The sequence below is a fragment of the Bacillus cereus group sp. MG9 genome (genome assembly GCF_040459995.1).
Taxonomy (GTDB): Bacteria; Bacillota; Bacilli; order Bacillales; family Bacillaceae_G; genus Bacillus_A; species Bacillus_A mycoides.
Genome location: NZ_JARVHC010000001.1, coordinates 60,331 through 80,000 on the forward strand (window position 1 = coordinate 60,331; position 19,670 = coordinate 80,000).

Below are 19,670 nucleotides of genomic sequence, written 5' to 3' on the forward strand. Positions count from 1 at the left end.
GTTGTGAGTGGAATCATTACTATTTTAGGATTAGGTGCTGGTGAGTTAGATCAGTTAACGATGGGTGTATATCGAAAGATAAAAGAAGCAGACCATATGTTTGTTAGAACGAAGGAACACCCAGTTATAGAAGAATTGGAGAAAGAAGCTATAAAGTATACGGCCTTTGATAATGTATATGAGGCACATGATACATTTGAAATCGTATATGAAACAATTGCGAATACATTGTTAGAACAAGCTAAAGGCGCAGAAATTATTTATGCTGTTCCAGGTCATCCGCTTGTAGCAGAAAGAACAGTTCAGCTACTTTTGGAAAAAGGAGAAGCAGCAAATATTGAAGTGCGAATTGAAGGTGGACAAAGTTTCCTTGATCCGATGTTTGCAAGTCTAAAAATTGATCCGATTGAAGGGTTCCAATTAATTGATGCTACATCATTTGAAAGAGGACAATTAGAATTACGTCAACATTTAATCTTTTGCCAAGTGTATGATGCATTCGTTGCTTCAGATGTGAAGCTAACGTTAATGGAGATTTTGCCAGATGATTACGAAGTGTATATCGTAACAGCTGCAGGGACTTCATTCGAGCAAGTGAAAAAGGTATCGTTATACATGTTAGATCACGAAACAGAATTAAATAATTTAACGAGTGTGTATGTACCGCCGGTTAAGGAACGTGCGTCCTTATATCAGCAGTTTGATGTGCTTAGAGCAATTATTGCTGATCTTCGTGGACCGAATGGTTGCCCATGGGATAAAAAGCAAACTCATCAATCTTTAAAGAAATACTTAATTGAAGAAGCGTATGAAGTGCTAGAAGCAATTGATGAAGAGGATGATGATCATTTAGTAGAAGAACTAGGTGATATATTATTACAAGTTATGCTTCATGCCCAAATTGGAGAGGATGAAGGTTGGTTCTCTATAGATGATATTATTCGGACTTTAGCTGAGAAAATGGTTCGTCGTCATCCGCATGTGTTTGGGGATACGGATGTAAATAATGCTGATGAAGTGATTGCAAATTGGGAAGAAATTAAAAAACAAGAAAAGGGATTCGTGAAAGAATCTGTTTTAGCGGGTATTCCAAAAAGCTTGCCACAACTAATGCGTGCTTATGAAATTCAGAAGAAAGCTGGAAAGGTTGGATTTGATTGGGTTGATGTGCAGCCGATGATAGAGAAGGCCTTAGAAGAATGGCAAGAATTCCAACAAGAAGTTGTAAACATGGATGAGAAAAAGATGCTAGGTGAATTTGGTGATTTACTATTTGCATTTGTGAATATAGCTCGTCATTATAAATTAGATCCAGAAGAAGCGTTACGTTCAACTAATGAGAAATTTATGGATCGCTTTTTATACATGGAAGCAAAAGTAGCTGAAATGAATAAGGAAATGCAAGATTTATCATTAGAACAGTTAGATATTTTATGGGAAGAGGCAAAACAAACAGAGCGTTAATAGGGGGATTTGATATGCGTCTAGATAAATTTTTGAAAGTATCACGTTTAATTAAAAGAAGAACATTAGCAAAAGAAGTGTCTGACCAAGGAAGAATTTCGATTAATGGCCAAGTGGCAAAAGCGAGTTCAGATGTGAAGGTAGAGGATGAATTAACAATTCGTTTCGGGCAAAAAATAGTAACTGTGAAAGTAAATGAATTGAAAGAAACAACTAAAAAAGAAGATGCAGCAAACATGTATAGTCTCGTTCGTGAGGAAAAAGTGAAAGCGGAAGAAGGCTTGTTCTAAAATAGGTTAGCCCTTCATACATTACTATTAGCTAGTATAAAGCTATGGGGGGATTTTCGTGAATAATGGTTACTCACCTATGTCTTCTAATCAACAAAATGTTTCTGTAGAGCATGATATTATCATGCGTGGCAGGCGTGTAATCGACATTACTGGTGTAAAGCAAGTAGAGAGTTTTGATAGCGAAGAGTTTTTACTCGAGACTGTAATGGGTTTTTTAACAATTCGTGGTCAAAATTTGCAAATGAAGAATTTAGATGTAGAAAAGGGTGTTGTATCAATTAAAGGGAAAGTTCATGAAATGCTGTATATTGATGAGAACCAAGGGGAGAAAACTAAAGGCTTCTTTAGTAAGTTGTTTAAATGAGCCTAACAATTCAGTTGTATACAATGCTTTCGATGATTGGAATGGGTGCTTGGATTGGTGCTTCTTTAGATACATACCAACGGTTTTTAAAACGCCAAGAGCGTAAACGTTGGCTTGTATTTATACATGATATACTATTTTGGATTGTCCAAGCATTATTCGTTTTTTATGTATTACTGCGTGTAAATGAAGCCGAACTACGTATATATGTATTTTTGGCGTTACTATGTGGTTTTGCAGCATATCAAAGCTTATTGAAAGCACTATACATGAAGATGTTAAATTTTCTCATCTATATTTTTGTACAAACAACACAATTTTTTGTTCGAATTATACAGCTACTCATGATAAAACCTGTTATTATTATAGCACAGCTATTTATTGCATTTATATTATTCTTATTTCGTATACTGCTTTCAATTGGACATGTGTTATGGAAAATGGTGATTTGGATATTACTTTTCATATGGAAAGTTTTTTTCTCGCCTGTTCGGTTTATTGCTTCGCTCATATGGAAACTTCTCCCTAATCGTGTTAAACTTTTTATAATGAAGCATGTAGGGTTCCTGCAATATGTAGCAAAATTGAAGGGACATATCTTCCAATTATGGGTGCGTATAAAAAAGAAGTTAGGGGGACCTCGGAAATGAGGGAACTGAGACAAAGAACAATCGACAAACAGAGTCCAAATCCTGTTAAAGAACATATAATACAAACGGATGAGAACAGGAAGCGACTTTATCGCCGTTTAGCGGTTTTTCTTGTCTTTGCTTTTACAATTATTGCTAGTATTAGTGTGACGTTTTATCAACAAAACAGTTCCATTAAAGCAAAAGAAGCAAAAGTTAAGGACATGAAAAAAGAACTGGATTCATTAACGAAAAAAGAAAAGAATCTAAAAGATGAAGTTCAAAAGTTGAATGATGAAGAGTACGTTTTAAAGATTGCTAGAAGGGATTATTTCTTCTCCGGAAAAGGGGAGATAATTTTTCCTGTTTCTAAGTAGAGTATGTCTTATTGACACTGTATTTTAGGATTATATATAATAAAGTAAAATTTGACTTTTTAACCACTAAGGAGGAGCATTTTTTTTATGTCAATCGAGGTAGGCAGCAAGTTACAGGGTAAAGTAACAGGTATTACAAATTTTGGGGCTTTTGTGGAGCTGCCAGAAGGCTTAACAGGTCTTGTTCATATTAGTGAAGTTGCTGATAATTATGTGAAAGATATTAACGATCACTTAAAAGTAGGCGACCAAGTAGAAGTAAAAGTTATCAATGTTGAAAAAGATGGCAAAATTGGCCTATCTATTAAGAAAGCGAAAGAACGTGAAAAAACAGAAGGAGATCGTCCACGCGGTGAATACCAACGTGGTGGTGATCAACAACGTTCTGGACGTCCACAACGTAATAATCGTTCTTCCAACAGAGATAACCGCGGTGGCGGTAACGAACGAGCTCCAAAAGAAACATTTGAGCAAAAGATGGCACGCTTTTTAAAAGATAGTGAAGATCGTTTAACTTCTTTAAAGCGTAACACAGAATCTAAACGTGGTGGCCGTGGCGCACGTCGCGGATAATAAGTCCGTTTAATTCTTAACATATAGAGAGGTACCCAGAGTAATTACTCGGGTACTTTTTTATGTGAGAGAATATATTTTTAAAAAAGTTTTCGAGATGTATTGACTTTAAAATATATCTGATGTAATATACTAATTGTCCGTTAAATACGATGACATGGCGGTGTAGCTCAGCTGGCTAGAGCGTACGGTTCATACCCGTGAGGTCGGGGGTTCGATCCCCTCCGCCGCTATATTTAATTTAACGGCCCGTTGGTCAAGTGGTTAAGACACCGCCCTTTCACGGCGGTAACACGGGTTCGAATCCCGTACGGGTCATCTAAAAAGATCATGCAAATTTGCATGGTCTTTTTTTGTTAAATATAAATTAAGACGTACAATACTTCTACAAAATCACCCTATATTTTCTGAACATTCTTTCAACTAGCTTTAAATAAATTAAATACTATGTATATATGTAGATTTATTTCGAATAAAAAGTCGAACGATTATAAAAGTCAAAACTGTTGTTTTGACAAAAAAACCAATAATCATCTTTTATAATAACAGTAATTAAACTATGCAGGTGGTGTTAAAAATATGCCTAAAGCAGGAAGGAATACTATGAATACAAGTGCATTGGCGATGAATGAAAGTCAGCTTGGAACAATAAAGTGGACGAGTAAGTTGCGAATGAAGTTTGAAAAAGTTTTCTTTAGATGGGGATTCATTATTGCTGTTATTGGTTTTCTTTTGGGACGAGCATATATATTAACAAACATTTTACCGTTTGCATTGCCGTTTTTTGCTGCTGTTTATGTTATGAAGCGAGATAAAATGCCGCTCGCGTTCTTAGCCCTAATGGGGGGAGCACTTTCAGTTTCAATAGATAATTTATTTTTTACTTTTGCATCTATCTTTACCTTCTTTATTTATAATATCTTCTTTAGTCGGTTTACACGTAAAACTGTTGGACTTGTACCATTCCAAGTATTTATCTCCGCATTAACCGCACATTTAGTTGTTGTATATTTTGCACAGCAAACCGTCACCATGTATGATCTGCTCGTCAGTACGATCGAAGCGGGGCTTAGCTTCGTATTAACGATGATATTTTTACAAAGTGTTCCGCTTTTAGTGGAAAGGAAAGGGAAGCAACAAGCGTTAGAAACAGAAGAAATTGTTTGTTTAATTATATTACTAGCATCTGTTTTAACGGGCACAACGGATTGGTTTGTTTATGATGCTTCTATTCAACATATTTTCACTAGATATTTAGTATTAGTATTTGCCTTTATTGCAGGGGCAGCTACAGGGTCCACGGTAGGAGTTGTCACTGGGTTAATATTAAGTTTAGCAAATGTGGCGAGCTTGTCTCAACTTAGTCTCCTTGCCTTTTCAGGATTGCTTGGGGGATTGTTAAAAGAAGGGAAGCGTATAGGAGTTAGTTTAGGTTTATTAATTGGTACAAGCTTAATTACATTATATGTAGACAAGCAAACAAGTATTGTAACAACTTTAATTGAATCTGGTGTAGCGATTGTTTTCTTCTTATTAACACCGAAGCTTGTTATGGATCGTATTGCTAAATTTATGCCGGGTACACAGGAACATTCACAGGATCAACAACAATATTTAAGAAGAGTGCGCGATGTTACAGCAAACAAAATCAATCAATTTGCTAATGTATTTGCTGCTTTGTCTAATAGCTTTTCTGTATACGGGTATGTGGAGGAGGAAGATAAAGAAACAGAAGCTGATTTATTTTTAAGTACAATTACTGCAAAAACATGTCAAACATGCTTTAAGAAGGATCAATGTTGGGTAGTTAATTTTGATAAAACATACGATTATATGAAACAAATAATGAGTGAAACAGAAGAAGGAACGCTGCAGCATAATCGGAAGTTAGTTCGTGAATGGGACAAGCATTGTGTGAGAGGGAAGAAAGTAACGGATTTAGTAGCAGGTGAATTAGATCACTTCTATGAGGGGCAGAAATTAAGAAAACAAATGAAGGAAAATCGTAGAATTGTAGCGGAGCAATTACTAGGTGTATCAAAAGTGATGGAGGATTTCGCTAAGGAGATACAACGAGAAAGAGAGAACCATCAGGCGCAGGAGGAGCAAATTTTACAAGCGTTTCGTGATTTTGGTGTCGAAGTGGAGCATGTTGATATTTATTGTTTAGATAGAGGAAGTATTGATATTGAAATGTTGATTCCGGCTGCATCTAATGAACATGGGGAATGTGAGAAGTTGGTTGCTCCAATGCTTTCAGATATTTTAAAAGAGAATATCGTCGTTAAGCATGAAGAGAAATCCTCATATCCAAATGGGCACAGTTTAATATCATTTGGTTCAGCGAAGACATATTCTCTTGATACAGGATTGGCCACAGCTGCAAAAGGTGGTGGGTTTATTTCAGGTGATTCCTACGCGATGATGGATTTGAGCGTTGGTAAATATGCACTTGCGATTAGTGATGGTATGGGAAATGGACAAAGGGCTCATATGGAGAGTAGGGAAACGGTAAAATTATTACAAAAGATACTTCAATCAGGTATTGATGAAGAAATAGCGATTAAGTCCATCAATTCGATTCTTTCTTTAAGGACGACAGAGGAGATGTATACAACGCTTGACTTGGCTATGGTAGATTTGCGGGATGCGAGTGCGAAGTTTTTAAAGATTGGATCGACGCCGAGTTTTGTTAAACGCGGGAATAATATTTTGAAAATTGAGGCAAGTAATTTGCCGATGGGAATCATTGAAGATGTTGAAGTTGATGTGGTTGGTGAGCAATTAAAAACGGGCGATCTTCTTATCATGATGAGTGACGGCATCTTTGAGGGAGCGCAACATGTGGAGAATCACGAATTATGGATAAAACGTAAAATTAAAGAACTGCAAACAGAGGACCCACAGGAAATCGCTGATATTATTATGGAAGAAGTAATTCGCTCTGGTGATGGTTATATAAATGATGATATGACTATTGTGGTGGCGAAAGTAAAGAAAAATATGCCGAAGTGGGCTACGATTCCAATAGTAGGAATGCAGGCGCAATAAAATAATCAAAAAACCTAGGTAGATGCCTAGGTTTTTTTGATTAAAAAGGTAATGTGATTACTTTGTTAAATATACAGGAGGGATGTAAGATAAAAATATGGATTTTGTACATCTTTTTTTTGCACAATGTTTGTAAAAGTTGTACCATTATATACAAGGTAACTAATGTTGTTGTTCTTGTTTAATGAAAGGTGATTGCGAAGTTGAAAGATGCATTTGTTGAAAAAGTAGATGACTTTGTAAAGCAGCATGATGTATTAAAGAAACATTCAACAATTGTTGTAGGGGTTTCTGGTGGTCCTGACTCTTTGGCTCTTTTATATTATTTGTTAGAAAAAAGGGCAGAAAAACAGCTAGAAATTGTAGTAGCACATGTGGACCATATGTTTAGAGGTAATGAATCTTATGAGGATTTACAGTTTGTACAGGGTCTTTGCAAAGAGCTAGGAGTTATTTGTGAAACGCTAAGGATTAATGTGTCGCAATATCAACAGCAATATGGAATGAATGCACAAGTTGCAGCTAGAGAATGCAGATATGCATTTTTGGAAAGAATAATGAAGAAATATGATGCGAGATATGTAGCTCTTGGTCACCATGGAGATGATCAAGTAGAGACGATTTTAATGCGCCTTGTACGAGGGAGTACTCCGAAAGGATACGCAGGAATTGCAGTGAAGCGATCTTTTCATAATGGATATTTAATTAGGCCGTTACTTGGGGTAACTAAGGAAGAAATTGTTGATTACTGTAATAAATTAAAAGTTATTCCGCGTATAGATCCGAGTAATAAAAAAGAAGTATATACAAGGAATCGATTACGTAAATATGTCCTTCCTTATTTGAAAGAAGAAAATCCACAAATGCATGAGAAATTTCAAAAATTTAGCGTGCAGATGCAAGAGGATGAGGCTTATTTGCAGGAATTAGCTTTTGAGAAAATGAATAAAGTAATTACAAAAAAAAGCGATAAACAAATTAGCTTATCAATTCCTGCCTTTGAATCCATGTCTATGCCTTTACAAAGAAGAGGGATTCAACTAATATTAAACTATCTTTATGAATATAAGATTCCATCTTCGCTTTCTTCTATACATATTGACAAGGTGATTGGATTTTTTAAGCGGGCACAACCTTCAGGTTCACTAGATTTTCCAGGTGGTTTGAAAATTGTTCGCACATACGAAGAATGTGGTTTTGGATTTAAACAAGAAATTGTTTCTCCTTTTTCGCAAGATTTATCAGTACCTGGGACAATTATATTGCCGAATGGGGATAAACTTGTAACAGAGGTGAGCGAAGATATACCGAGTAACATGAATGAAACAGTATTTGTTGCTAAGTATAATGATATATCGTATCCACTTCGTATTCGGTCTAGGGAAAATGGAGATCGCATGTCAATGCAAGGTATGGATGGTACAAAAAAGATAAAAGCTGTTTTTATCGAAGCAAAAGTACCAAAAGAAAAAAGAGAAGAATGGCCGATCGTTTGTGACGCAAGTGGAAATATTATTTGGGTACCCTTGTTGAAACGATCTGCGTTTGCTACTTCGAAAGAGCTAGCAAAGAAGGGTAAATACATGATTATTCACTACAAAAGCAAGGAGTCTTCCGGGAGGATAATGAAATGATGAATCAAGATATCGAAAAAGTATTAATTTCTGAAGAACAAATACAAGAAAAGGTGCACGAACTAGGTGCAGTTATTGCAGAGGATTACAAAAATACAGTACCTCTTGCGATTGGTGTACTAAAGGGTGCAATGCCATTTATGGCAGATTTATTAAAGAGAACAGATACATATCTTGAAATGGATTTTATGGCTGTATCTAGCTACGGTCACTCTACAGTTTCGACAGGCGAAGTAAAAATCTTAAAAGATCTTGATACTTCGGTAGAAGGTCGCGATATTTTAATCGTTGAAGATATTATTGATAGCGGTCTTACACTAAGCTATTTAGTGGATCTGTTTAAATATCGTAAAGCGAAATCTGTAAAAATTGTTACTTTATTAGATAAGCCAACAGGCCGTAAGGTTGATCTGAAAGCAGATTATGTTGGATTTATTGTTCCTCATGAATTTGTTGTAGGATATGGATTAGATTATAAAGAGCAGTACCGTAATCTTCCTTATGTAGGAGTATTAAAACCAAGTGTTTACTCAAATTAATTAAATATAGGCGTTACAATTGTATAGGAAATTTTTTTTATGTTACGATTTACTATAGTGTTTATGCCGTGAGAGGAGGTTAGGAATGAATCGTATCTTCCGTAATACCATCTTTTATTTACTGATATTCTTAGTAGTAATTGGAATCGTGAGCTATTTTAATGGTTCGACGCAAAAAACGACATCAGTTAGCTACGATAAATTCATTACTCAACTTGAAAAAGGTGAAGTGCGTAATGTGCAGCTTCAACCGAAAAATGGTGTGTTTGAGGTAAAGGGACAATTCAAGACTTCTAGCCAAGGAGAACAATTTGTTACTTATGCACCAAATACTGAGGAATTACAAAAGAAAATTAATGATAAAGCGCAAGGGGCTGAAGTTAAGTATCAACCAGCAGAAGAAACAAGTGCTTGGGTAACGTTCTTTACTTCTATCATTCCGTTTGTCATTATCTTCATTTTATTCTTCTTCTTATTAAACCAAGCTCAGGGCGGCGGTAGCCGTGTTATGAACTTCGGGAAAAGTAAGGCGAAGCTATACAATGATGAAAAGAAAAAAATTCGTTTCAGAGATGTTGCTGGAGCGGATGAAGAGAAACAAGAACTTGTTGAGGTAGTTGAATTCTTGAAAGACCCTCGTAAGTTCGCTGAAGTTGGTGCCCGTATTCCGAAGGGTGTTCTATTAGTGGGACCTCCAGGTACAGGTAAAACTTTACTAGCACGTGCTGTTGCAGGTGAAGCAGGCGTTCCGTTCTTCTCTATTAGTGGTTCTGACTTCGTAGAGATGTTCGTCGGTGTCGGTGCATCCCGTGTACGTGATTTATTTGAAAATGCAAAGAAAAATGCTCCTTGTATCATTTTCATTGATGAAATTGATGCAGTAGGACGTCAACGTGGCGCGGGTCTTGGCGGTGGTCATGATGAGCGTGAACAAACGTTGAACCAATTGCTTGTTGAAATGGATGGATTCGGTGCAAACGAAGGTATTATTATCATCGCTGCGACAAACCGTCCTGATATTCTTGATCCAGCGTTATTACGTCCAGGTCGTTTTGACCGTCAAATTACAGTAGATCGTCCAGATGTAAATGGTCGTGAAGCTGTACTTAAGGTACACGCTCGTAATAAACCGCTTGATGAGAATGTCAACTTAAGAGCAATTGCAACTCGTACACCAGGATTCTCTGGTGCCGATCTTGAAAACTTATTAAACGAAGCTGCTTTAGTAGCTGCGCGTCAAGATAAGAAGAAAATTGATATGAGTGACATCGATGAAGCGACGGATCGTGTTATTGCAGGTCCAGCTAAGAAAAGTCGCGTTATCTCTGAAAAAGAACGTAATATCGTTGCATTCCATGAGGCCGGCCATACTGTAATTGGTGTTGTCCTTGATGAAGCAGATATCGTTCATAAAGTAACCATTGTCCCTCGTGGTCAAGCTGGTGGATATGCGGTAATGCTTCCGAAGGAAGATCGTTACTTCATGACAAAACCAGAGTTACTTGATAAAATCACTGGTTTACTTGGTGGTCGAGTAGCTGAGGAGATTGTATTTGGTGAAGCAAGTACAGGTGCTCACAACGACTTCCAACGTGCGACTGGTATTGCAAGACGTATGGTTACAGAATTCGGGATGAGTGATAAGCTTGGACCGATGCAATTTGGTAGCTCACAAGGTGGTCAGGTATTCTTAGGAAGAGACTTCCATTCAGAACAAAACTACAGTGATGCAATCGCGCATGAAATTGATGTGGAAATGCAAATAATTATTAAAGACTGTTATGCTCGTGCGAAACAAATTCTTACTGAAAAACGCGATAAGCTTGATATTATCGCGAAAACGTTACTTGAAGTAGAAACATTAGATGCAGAGCAAATTAATCATTTATATGATTATGGCAGATTACCTGAGCGTCCAACATCTTCAGATGATGTGAAAGTAAACATCAATATGAAGAAAGACGATGAAGATACAGAAGATAAGTAAGAAAAAAAGGAGTGACAATAGTCACTCCTTTTTTTTGTGGAATGAATTTAAGTGGCAAAAAAAATTGAATGAAGCTAGTATTAAAAATTGAAATAGAGAGTAATCTTTTTGTACAATGATGAGTATAGAAAAACTGATTATATAAGTATGTGTGATATGATGTTTTTATAAGTTTTATACATACTGCGCAAATATAGATTAAATAAGATAAGTGGTGAGAATATGATTTTTGTATTGGATGTAGGGAACACAAATGCGGTACTAGGTGTGTTTGAAGAGGGAGAACTTCGTCAGCATTGGCGCATGGAAACAGATCGTCATAAAACAGAAGATGAGTATGGGATGCTTGTAAAGCAGTTACTTGAGCATGAAGGTCTTTCTTTTGAAGATGTGAAAGGTATTATTGTGTCTTCAGTCGTACCGCCAATTATGTTCGCTTTAGAGCGTATGTGTGAAAAGTATTTTAAAATTAAACCGCTTGTAGTGGGGCCTGGGATAAAAACTGGCTTGAATATTAAATATGAAAATCCACGTGAAGTAGGCGCGGACCGAATTGTAAATGCAGTAGCAGGAATCCACTTATATGGAAGTCCGCTTATTATTGTTGATTTTGGTACGGCTACTACATATTGTTATATTAACGAAGAGAAGCATTATATGGGTGGCGTCATTACGCCAGGAATTATGATTTCGGCAGAGGCTTTATATAGCAGGGCAGCAAAGCTTCCTCGTATTGAAATTACAAAACCGGGTAGTGTTATCGGGAAGAATACAGTAAGTGCAATGCAATCAGGTATTCTTTATGGATACGTTGGACAAGTGGAAGGTATTGTTAAGCGTATGAAGGAAGAAGCTAAGCAAGAACCGAAAGTTATTGCAACAGGTGGATTAGCAAAATTAATTTCAGAAGAATCAAATGTAATTGATATTGTAGATCCGTTTTTAACGTTAAAAGGTTTGTATATGTTATATGAGCGTAATGCAAATTTACAACATGAGAAGGGTGAATAAATAAGTATGAAAGATTATTTAGTAAAAGCGTTAGCGTTTAATGGAGAGGTTCGTGCTTATAGTGTACGTACAACAAATACAGTAAGTGAGGCGCAAAAGCGTCATGATACATGGAGAACAGCTTCAGCGGCACTTGGTCGTTCTTTAACTGCGGGTACAATGATGGGTGCTATGTTAAAAGGCGAGCAGAAGTTAACGATTAAAGTGGAGGGTAACGGCCCGATTGGTCCTATCTTAGTCGATGCTCATGCAAATGGGGATGTACGTGGTTATGTAACGAATCCGCATGTTGATTTTGAAGGAACGGAACAAGGAAAATTACGTGTATATCAAGCGGTAGGTACAGAAGGATTTGTAACGGTAATTAAAGATATCGGTATGCGTGAACCGTTTATTGGTCAATCTCCCATTGTTTCAGGAGAACTAGGGGAAGATTTCACATATTATTTCGCGGTTTCTGAGCAGACACCTTCTTCTGTAGGTGTTGGTGTTCTTGTAAATGGAGATGATAGCGTATTAGCGGCGGGTGGATTCATTCTTCAAATTATGCCAGGTGCGCAGGAAGAAACAATTTCATTTATTGAAGAGCGTCTTCAACAAATCCCGCCGGTATCACAATTAATCGAACAAGGTCTTTCTCCAGAAGAATTACTGTATGAAGTGCTTGGAGAAGATAAAGTGAAAGTGCTAGAAACAATGGATGTTCAATTTAATTGTACATGTTCACGTGAGCGTATTGAAAGTGTGCTAATTAGTTTAGGTAAAGCGGAGTTAGAACAAATTCGTGCAGAAGAAGAAGAGACGGAAGTTCACTGTCACTTCTGTAATGAACGACATAAATTCGCTAAAGAAGATATTACAAGTCTAATTGAGAAGCTGTAATAAAGAAGTTTAGGTGGAGAATCAGCCGCCCAAATAGATTGACAAACAGGGAATTTTCTGACAAAATCTAAATATAGATAAAACCAATAAAAATACTCGGTGTTAGGAGTGACAGGAATGCGAGTGGCACAATCAGTTTCAGAATTAATCGGGAAAACGCCGATCGTTAAGTTGAACCGCATCGTAGAATCAGACAGCGCAGATGTATACTTAAAATTAGAATTTATGAATCCGGGGAGCAGTGTTAAAGATCGTATCGCGTTAGCTATGATTGAAGATGCTGAAAATAAAGGATTATTAAAAGAGGGCGATACAATCATTGAGCCGACAAGTGGTAACACAGGTATTGGCTTAGCGATGGTAGCAGCTGCTAAAGGATATAAGGCAATTTTAGTAATGCCAGAAACAATGAGTATTGAGCGTCGTAATTTATTACGCGCTTACGGTGCTGAATTAGTATTGACTCCAGGACCTGAAGGAATGGGCGGAGCAATTCGAAAGGCAACTGAATTAGCAGAAGAACATGGGTACTTTATACCACAACAGTTCCAAAATCAAGCGAATCCAGAAATCCATCGTATAACAACAGGTCCAGAAATTGTTGAACAGATGGGGGATCAATTAGATGCGTTTATCGCAGGTATTGGTACAGGTGGAACAATTACAGGTGCCGGTGAAGTGCTGAAAGAGGCTTATAAAGATATCAAAATTTACGCGGTAGAACCTGCGGATTCACCAGTATTATCTGGTGGAAAGCCAGGACCACATAAGATTCAAGGAATTGGAGCGGGGTTTGTTCCGGAGACATTGGATGTAGAGGTATATGATGAAATTATTCAAGTGAAAACGGAGCAAGCGTTCGAATATGCGAGAAGAGTGGCTAAAGAAGAAGGTATTTTAGTTGGTATCTCTTCGGGAGCAGTCGTTTATGCAGCGACAGAAGTTGCGAAGAAATTAGGTAAAGGGAAAAAGGTACTTGTTATTATCCCAAGTAACGGTGAACGTTATTTAAGTACACCACTTTATCAATTTGAGTCATAAGTGAATGTGATTTGAAAAGCATCCTTAAAAAAGGATGCTTTTTCTTTTTTGATTGGAAAAAGGAAAAGAGTGAATGACTAGAAAACTTCATGTAAAATAAGAAGTAGTATAATTAATTTATTTTCACTAGCCCTCAAGTATAATCATTCTCTATATAAATAATTTTATATAGTTTGATTTGATTGGCTTAAGAGGGTGGGATAACAGAAGACGGGGTGTTGATATGCAACGAAGAAAATCTTTAGCGCTTTCTATTCCATATCAGTTAGATTTCTTTAAGCAATATAAATTTCTTTCTCAGGATAAGCCGCAACATATTTTGTTAGAAAGTGGACGTGGTGGTCGTTATAATATTGTTGGGCTGGATCCAGTAGCGGTAATTCAGGGTAAGAATGAGACGTTACATATAAGTGAAAGTGGTAAGGCAACAATAAAGCGAGGGAATCCGTTAGATTTAATGCAAGCGTATATGGAGAAATGGAAAACGGATTATAATCCGGAGTACCCACCTTTTCAGGGTGGGGCAATTGGATACTTTAGTTATGATTGTATCCGTTATATTGAAAAACTTTCTTCTCTTGCGAAGGATGATATTAATATACCTGACATATTCTTTTTGTTATTTGATGACGTGTTTGTGTATGATCAACAGGAGAGAGTATTATGGATTATTACGCATTATGTAGATGAGTGTGAAGAGGCAGAAGAACGATTAAATGAATGGAAGGGTCTTTGGATGAAAGAAGCCCCCGAAGTGACTATGCCGTTTGAATCTCCTGAAAAGAAAAATGAAGCAGTCGCTTTTACGGAAGAGGGCTTTATGAAGGCCGTTGAACGTATTCAAGAATATATTGGAGCGGGTGATGTGTTTCAAGTAAACTTGTCGACAAGACAAGAAAGAACATTACAAACACATCCACTAGAAATATATACAAGTCTTCGTGAAATTAATCCATCTCCATATATGGGTTACTTGGAGTTTGGAGATTTTCAAATTGTTAGTGCTTCGCCTGAATTGCTAATTAAAAAGCAAGGAAAAGAAGTGAGTACAAGACCGATTGCTGGTACGCGCTCTCGAGGAGCAAGTGAGCAAGAGGATGAAGAATTAGCGAAAGAATTAATTGAAAATGAAAAGGAAAGAGCAGAGCATGTAATGCTTGTGGATTTAGAACGAAATGACTTGGGCCGGGTTTGTAAATATGGCACTGTTGAAGTAGATGAATTTATGGTGATTGAAAAATACTCACACGTTATGCATATTGTTTCTAATGTGCGTGGTGAGGTGGAAGCAGATAAAGATGCTTTCGATTTGGTGAAGGCTGTATTTCCTGGTGGGACAATTACCGGTGCCCCGAAAATACGTACGATGGAAATTATTGAAGAATTAGAACCTGTTCGCCGAGGAATTTATACAGGGTCAATTGGTTGGATTGGTTATTCTGGAGATACGGAATTGAATATTGTAATCCGAACACTACTTGCTAAAGATGGACAAGCGCATGTGCAAGCTGGAGCGGGTATTGTAATTGATTCAAATCCAAAAAATGAATATAAAGAGTCGTTAAAAAAAGCAATCGCTTTATGGCGTGCAAAAGAAAGTAGCGAAGAAACGGTTAGGTGAGAGAAATGATATTAATGATTGATAATTATGATTCTTTTACATTTAATTTAGTGCAGTTTCTTGGAGAACTTGGACAAGAGCTTGTTGTTAGGCGTAATGATGAAGTGACTATTTCGGATATTGAGAATATGAAACCGGATTTTTTAATGATTTCGCCAGGTCCATGTAGTCCTAATGAGGCGGGAATCAGTATGGATGTTATTAAATATTTTGCAGGTAAGCTTCCGATTTTTGGGGTCTGTCTTGGACATCAATCAATTGCACAAGTATTTGGAGGGGATGTTGTCAGGGCAGAGCGTTTGATGCATGGAAAAACATCTTTAATGCATCATGATGGGCAGACGATTTTTTCTGATATCCCAAATCCATTTACCGCGACACGTTATCACTCTCTTATCGTTAAAAAAGAGACGTTACCGAATTGTTTAGAGATAACATCTTGGACTGAAGAAGGTGAAATTATGGCGCTTCGTCATAAAACGTTGCCGATTGAAGGGGTACAATTCCATCCGGAATCTATTATGACTTCTCACGGGAAAGAATTGCTACAGAATTTCATTCGCAAATATAGCCCAAGTGTGACATCGTGTTAATTTACGTAAATGGCGCGTATGTAGAAGCGAGTGAAGCGAAAATTTCTCCTTATGACCACGGTTACCTATATGGACTTGGGGTTTTTGAGACATTTCGTATTTATAATGGTCATCCCTTTTTATTGGATGATCATTATGAACGCTTAATGGATGCGCTCGATATATTGCAAATCAAATGGACAATGACAAAAGATGAAGTGATGCTTATTTTAAAGAATCTACTTGTTGAGAATGGGTTAAAGCATGCATATGTGCGCTTAAATGTATCGGCGGGTATAGATGAAATAGGATTACAAACGGAAGTATATGAAGAACCGTCTGTTATTGTTTTTATAAAACCTTTAGCAGCTCCAGGGAATGTAGTGGAAAAAGAAGGAGTTATTTTAAAGCAAGTGAGAAATACACCAGAGGGTGCATTTCGCTTGAAGTCCCATCATTATTTAAATAATATTTTAGGGAAACGCGAAATTGGAAATGTTGTGAATAAGGAAGGTATTTTTCTTACCGAAACAGGTTATGTTGCAGAGGGTATTGTTTCGAATCTCTTTTTTGTTAAAGGAGATATTTTATATACTCCTTCATTAGAAACAGGGATTTTAAACGGAATCACTCGTGCGTTTATTATAAAGGCTGCTGAAGAGCTAGATATAGAAGTAAAGGAAGGTTTCTTTACAAAAGATGAATTGCTTTCAGCGGATGAAGTGTTCGTAACGAACTCTATTCAAGAGATTGTCCCCCTTTATCGTATAGAGGAGAAAGATTTCCCGGGTAAAGTGGGAGTGGTTACAAAAAGACTTATGGATCTTTATGGAGTGCAGAGAGAGAAATTGTGGAGCAGAAATGAATTGCGAAGAGGAGATGTGTAGTTTGAAGTGGGATTATGATTTGCGCTGCGGCGAATATACATTGAACTTAAATGAAAAGACATTAATTATGGGGATTTTAAATGTAACGCCAGATTCATTTTCTGATGGTGGGAGTTACAACGAAGTAGATGCTGCGGTGCGACATGCGAAAGAAATGAAAAGTGAAGGTGCCCATATTATTGATATTGGCGGCGAATCTACCCGCCCGGGTTTCGCTAAAGTTTCAGTAGAAGAGGAAATAAAGCGGGTTGTTCCAATGATTCAGGCGGTGTCAAAAGAAGTAAAGCTACCTATTTCTATTGATACGTATAAAGCTGAGGTTGCGAAACAAGCGATTGAAGCTGGTGCTCATATTATTAATGATATTTGGGGAGCGAAGGCGGAACCGAGGATTGCTGAAGTTGCAGCCTATTATGATGTGCCCATTATCTTAATGCATAACCGAGATAATATGAATTACCGCAATTTAATGGCCGATATGATTGCTGATTTGTATGAAAGTATTAAAATTGCTAAAGATGCTGGTGTGCGAGATGAGAATATTATTTTAGACCCAGGTATCGGTTTTGCGAAAACACCTGAGCAAAATTTAGAAGCGATGCGCAATTTAGAACAGTTAAATGTACTGGGTTACCCAGTTCTCTTAGGTACTTCAAGAAAGTCCTTTATTGGCCATGTGTTAGATTTACCAGTGGAGGAACGTCTTGAAGGAACGGGAGCTACCGTTTGTCTTGGTATTGAAAAGGGCTGTGAGTTTATCCGTGTTCATGATGTGAAAGAAATGGCGCGTATGGCTAAGATGATGGACGCGATGATTGGTAAGGGGGCAAAGTAATTGGATAAAATTTATATCCATGATATGGAGTTTTACGGTTATCATGGTGTATTCCCAGAAGAAAATAAATTGGGTCAGAGATTTAAAGTGGATTTAACGGTGGAGTTGGATTTAAAACGTGCAGGAGAAAGTGACGACTTAGAGCATTCTGTCAATTACGGGGAGCTTTTCGAACTATGTAGAAAAGTGGTTGAAGATAGAACGTATAAGCTTGTAGAGAGTATCGCTGAAAATATCGCTACAGATATATTGAAACAATATGAGAGTATTTCACAGTGTACAATTAAGGTAATTAAACCGGATCCGCCGATACCGGGACATTATCGTGCTGTAGCGGTAGAAATTACGAGAGAACGTCCATGAATAATATAGCGTACATTGCATTAGGTTCCAATATCGGGGAGCGTTATACTTATTTAACTGAAGCAATTCAGTTTTTAAATAAAAACCAGCATATCCAAGTTGATGATGTTTCGTCTGTATATGAAACTGATCCGGTTGGCTATACTGACCAAAATTGCTTTTTAAATTTAGTTATAAAAATTTCTACCAATTTATCACCGCAAGAATTATTGAAAGTAACACAAAAGGTAGAGAATGACCTAGGAAGAAAAAGGGAAATTAGATGGGGCCCGAGGACCATCGACCTTGACATTTTACTATATAATCAAGAAAATATTGAAGCAGAGAATCTTATTGTTCCGCATCCGCGGATGTTCGAAAGAGCTTTTGTTATCGTTCCGTTGTTAGAGATTAATCAAGATATAAAACAAAACATTTCACGTTCACAAGTAGAAGAAATGAAAAGGCGAGAGGGAGTAACGGTATGGAAGCAGAAAAATGGGGAAGACGCATTCGTGCTTTTCGAAAGCTAAAAGGCTATACGCAAGAAGGTTTTGCGAAAGAATTAGGGGTATCTGTATCGGTTTTAGGTGAAGTTGAGAGGGGCAATAGATCACCTTCCCAAGATTTTGTAGTAGAAGTCGCTAAAACATTAAACGTTTCAATAGACGAATTGATGCCAAAGTGACCGTAAAGGAAGGAGTAAGTCGGGTGTTAAAGATTGCAAATATTGAGATGAAAAATCCAGTTGTACTAGCACCGATGGCGGGAGTGTGTAACTCTGCATTCCGTTTGACGGTAAAAGAATTTGGTGCAGGTTTAGTTTGTGCTGAAATGGTAAGTGATAAGGCAATATTACTTAATAACAAAAGAACATTAGATATGTTATATATCGATGAGAGAGAAAAGCCATTAAGTTTACAAATTTTTGGTGGAGAGAAAGAAACTCTTGTAGATGCTGCGAAATACGTAGATAAATATACGACAGCAGACATTATTGATATTAATATGGGGTGCCCAGTACCGAAAATCACTAAGTGTGATGCAGGAGCAAAGTGGCTTTTAGACCCAAATAAAATATATGAGATGGTAGCGGCGGTTGTAGATGCTGTTGAAAAGCCAGTTACAGTTAAAATGCGTATTGGTTGGGATGAAGAACATATTTTCGCAATAGAAAACGCTAGAGCTGTTGAGCGTGCTGGTGGACAAGCGATAGCGGTTCATGGGCGTACACGAGTGCAAATGTATGAAGGTAAAGCGGATTGGAATATTATTAAACAAGTAAAGCAGGCTGTAAATATTCCGGTTATCGGAAATGGTGATGTCGAAACACCACAAGATGCAAAGCGTATGCTTGATGAAATTGGTGTAGATGGTGTTATGATTGGTCGCGCTGCTCTTGGAGATCCGTGGATGATTTATCGTACGGTAAAGTATTTAGAGACAGGTGAGTTAATGCCGGAACCAACAGTGCGTGAGAAAATTGATGTATGTATGTTGCATCTAGATCGTCTTATCGATTTAAAGAACGAAAATGTTGCCGTAAGAGAGATGAGAAAGCATGCAGC

Annotated in this window: 21 protein-coding genes and 2 tRNA genes (1 of these 23 running past the window's edge); all 23 read left to right on the top strand. The window is 37.3% G+C overall.

Features of this window, described 5'->3' with window-relative positions; all coding sequences use genetic code 11:
- Positions 1 to 3 precede the first annotated feature (3 nt).
- Positions 4 to 1,464 (top strand): bifunctional methyltransferase/pyrophosphohydrolase YabN, encoded by a 1,461-nt coding sequence (yabN, locus tag QCI77_RS00315; protein ID WP_002009675.1) that lies wholly within the window; start codon positions 4 to 6, stop codon positions 1,462 to 1,464.
- A gap of 14 nt (positions 1,465 to 1,478) precedes the next feature.
- Positions 1,479 to 1,754: an RNA-binding S4 domain-containing protein gene (locus QCI77_RS00320; RefSeq protein WP_002009677.1), complete on the top strand. Its 276-nt coding sequence runs from the start codon at positions 1,479 to 1,481 to the stop codon at positions 1,752 to 1,754.
- A 58-nt stretch (positions 1,755 to 1,812) separates the two neighbouring features.
- The gene (yabP, locus tag QCI77_RS00325) at positions 1,813 to 2,121 is read left to right on the top strand and encodes a sporulation protein YabP (protein ID WP_001059101.1); all 309 of its coding nucleotides are present in this window, start codon (positions 1,813 to 1,815) and stop codon (positions 2,119 to 2,121) included.
- Entirely contained in the window at positions 2,118 to 2,771 is a 654-nt protein-coding gene (gene yabQ, locus QCI77_RS00330) for a spore cortex biosynthesis protein YabQ (protein ID WP_002091573.1), read from the top strand. Before yabP ends, yabQ begins: the two co-directional genes overlap by 4 nt.
- Entirely contained in the window at positions 2,768 to 3,127 is a 360-nt protein-coding gene (divIC, locus tag QCI77_RS00335) for a cell division protein DivIC (RefSeq protein WP_002091572.1), read from the top strand. The genes yabQ and divIC overlap by 4 nt, the downstream gene beginning before the upstream one ends.
- A gap of 87 nt (positions 3,128 to 3,214) precedes the next feature.
- The gene (locus QCI77_RS00340) at positions 3,215 to 3,700 is read left to right on the top strand and encodes a S1 domain-containing RNA-binding protein (RefSeq protein WP_002009683.1); all 486 of its coding nucleotides are present in this window, start codon (positions 3,215 to 3,217) and stop codon (positions 3,698 to 3,700) included.
- A gap of 159 nt (positions 3,701 to 3,859) precedes the next feature.
- Positions 3,860 to 3,933: transfer RNA gene (locus QCI77_RS00345), tRNA-Met, on the top strand.
- A gap of 13 nt (positions 3,934 to 3,946) precedes the next feature.
- Positions 3,947 to 4,018, top strand: a tRNA-Glu gene (locus QCI77_RS00350).
- Positions 4,019 to 4,279: 261 nt separating this feature from the next.
- Entirely contained in the window at positions 4,280 to 6,751 is a 2,472-nt protein-coding gene (gene spoIIE, locus QCI77_RS00355) for a stage II sporulation protein E (protein ID WP_002091571.1), read from the top strand.
- A 203-nt stretch (positions 6,752 to 6,954) separates the two neighbouring features.
- The gene (tilS, locus tag QCI77_RS00360; protein ID WP_353824395.1) at positions 6,955 to 8,385 is read left to right on the top strand and encodes a tRNA lysidine(34) synthetase TilS; all 1,431 of its coding nucleotides are present in this window, start codon (positions 6,955 to 6,957) and stop codon (positions 8,383 to 8,385) included.
- A complete protein-coding gene (gene hpt, locus QCI77_RS00365; RefSeq protein ID WP_353824396.1) occupies positions 8,382 to 8,924 on the top strand; it encodes a hypoxanthine phosphoribosyltransferase in 543 nt (180 codons plus the stop codon). The genes tilS and hpt overlap by 4 nt, the downstream gene beginning before the upstream one ends.
- Positions 8,925 to 9,009: 85 nt before the next feature.
- Entirely contained in the window at positions 9,010 to 10,911 is a 1,902-nt protein-coding gene (ftsH, locus tag QCI77_RS00370) for an ATP-dependent zinc metalloprotease FtsH (protein ID WP_002091565.1), read from the top strand.
- Positions 10,912 to 11,133: 222 nt separating this feature from the next.
- Entirely contained in the window at positions 11,134 to 11,922 is a 789-nt protein-coding gene (locus QCI77_RS00375) for a type III pantothenate kinase (RefSeq protein WP_002009692.1), read from the top strand.
- A gap of 6 nt (positions 11,923 to 11,928) precedes the next feature.
- Positions 11,929 to 12,804 (top strand): redox-regulated molecular chaperone HslO, encoded by an 876-nt coding sequence (hslO, locus tag QCI77_RS00380; protein WP_002009693.1) that lies wholly within the window; start codon positions 11,929 to 11,931, stop codon positions 12,802 to 12,804.
- Positions 12,805 to 12,921: 117 nt separating this feature from the next.
- Entirely contained in the window at positions 12,922 to 13,845 is a 924-nt protein-coding gene (cysK, locus tag QCI77_RS00385; RefSeq protein WP_002130221.1) for a cysteine synthase A, read from the top strand.
- A gap of 223 nt (positions 13,846 to 14,068) precedes the next feature.
- Positions 14,069 to 15,466, top strand: coding sequence for an anthranilate synthase component I (gene trpE / locus QCI77_RS00390; protein ID WP_113770723.1), 1,398 nt, complete (start codon positions 14,069 to 14,071; stop codon positions 15,464 to 15,466).
- 5 nt (positions 15,467 to 15,471) lie between these two features.
- A complete protein-coding gene (gene pabA / locus QCI77_RS00395) occupies positions 15,472 to 16,059 on the top strand; it encodes an aminodeoxychorismate/anthranilate synthase component II (RefSeq protein ID WP_002029312.1) in 588 nt (195 codons plus the stop codon).
- Entirely contained in the window at positions 16,053 to 16,925 is an 873-nt protein-coding gene (pabC, locus tag QCI77_RS00400) for an aminodeoxychorismate lyase (RefSeq protein WP_113770722.1), read from the top strand. Before pabA ends, pabC begins: the two co-directional genes overlap by 7 nt.
- Positions 16,900 to 17,760: a dihydropteroate synthase gene (folP, locus tag QCI77_RS00405; RefSeq protein ID WP_002167275.1), complete on the top strand. Its 861-nt coding sequence runs from the start codon at positions 16,900 to 16,902 to the stop codon at positions 17,758 to 17,760. Before pabC ends, folP begins: the two co-directional genes overlap by 26 nt.
- Positions 17,761 to 18,123, top strand: coding sequence for a dihydroneopterin aldolase (folB, locus tag QCI77_RS00410; RefSeq protein ID WP_002113276.1), 363 nt, complete (start codon positions 17,761 to 17,763; stop codon positions 18,121 to 18,123). It abuts the gene before it with no gap.
- Positions 18,120 to 18,635, top strand: coding sequence for a 2-amino-4-hydroxy-6-hydroxymethyldihydropteridine diphosphokinase (gene folK / locus QCI77_RS00415; protein ID WP_002130229.1), 516 nt, complete (start codon positions 18,120 to 18,122; stop codon positions 18,633 to 18,635). Before folB ends, folK begins: the two co-directional genes overlap by 4 nt.
- Entirely contained in the window at positions 18,587 to 18,790 is a 204-nt protein-coding gene (locus QCI77_RS00420) for a helix-turn-helix domain-containing protein (protein WP_002009706.1), read from the top strand. Before folK ends, QCI77_RS00420 begins: the two co-directional genes overlap by 49 nt.
- 23 nt (positions 18,791 to 18,813) lie before the next feature.
- Positions 18,814 to 19,670, top strand: partial view of a tRNA dihydrouridine synthase DusB gene (dusB, locus tag QCI77_RS00425; protein ID WP_002009708.1) — the 5' portion only. The gene runs 142 nt beyond the window's last position; only the first 857 of its 999 coding nucleotides appear in the window; its start codon is at positions 18,814 to 18,816; its stop codon lies off the right edge, out of view.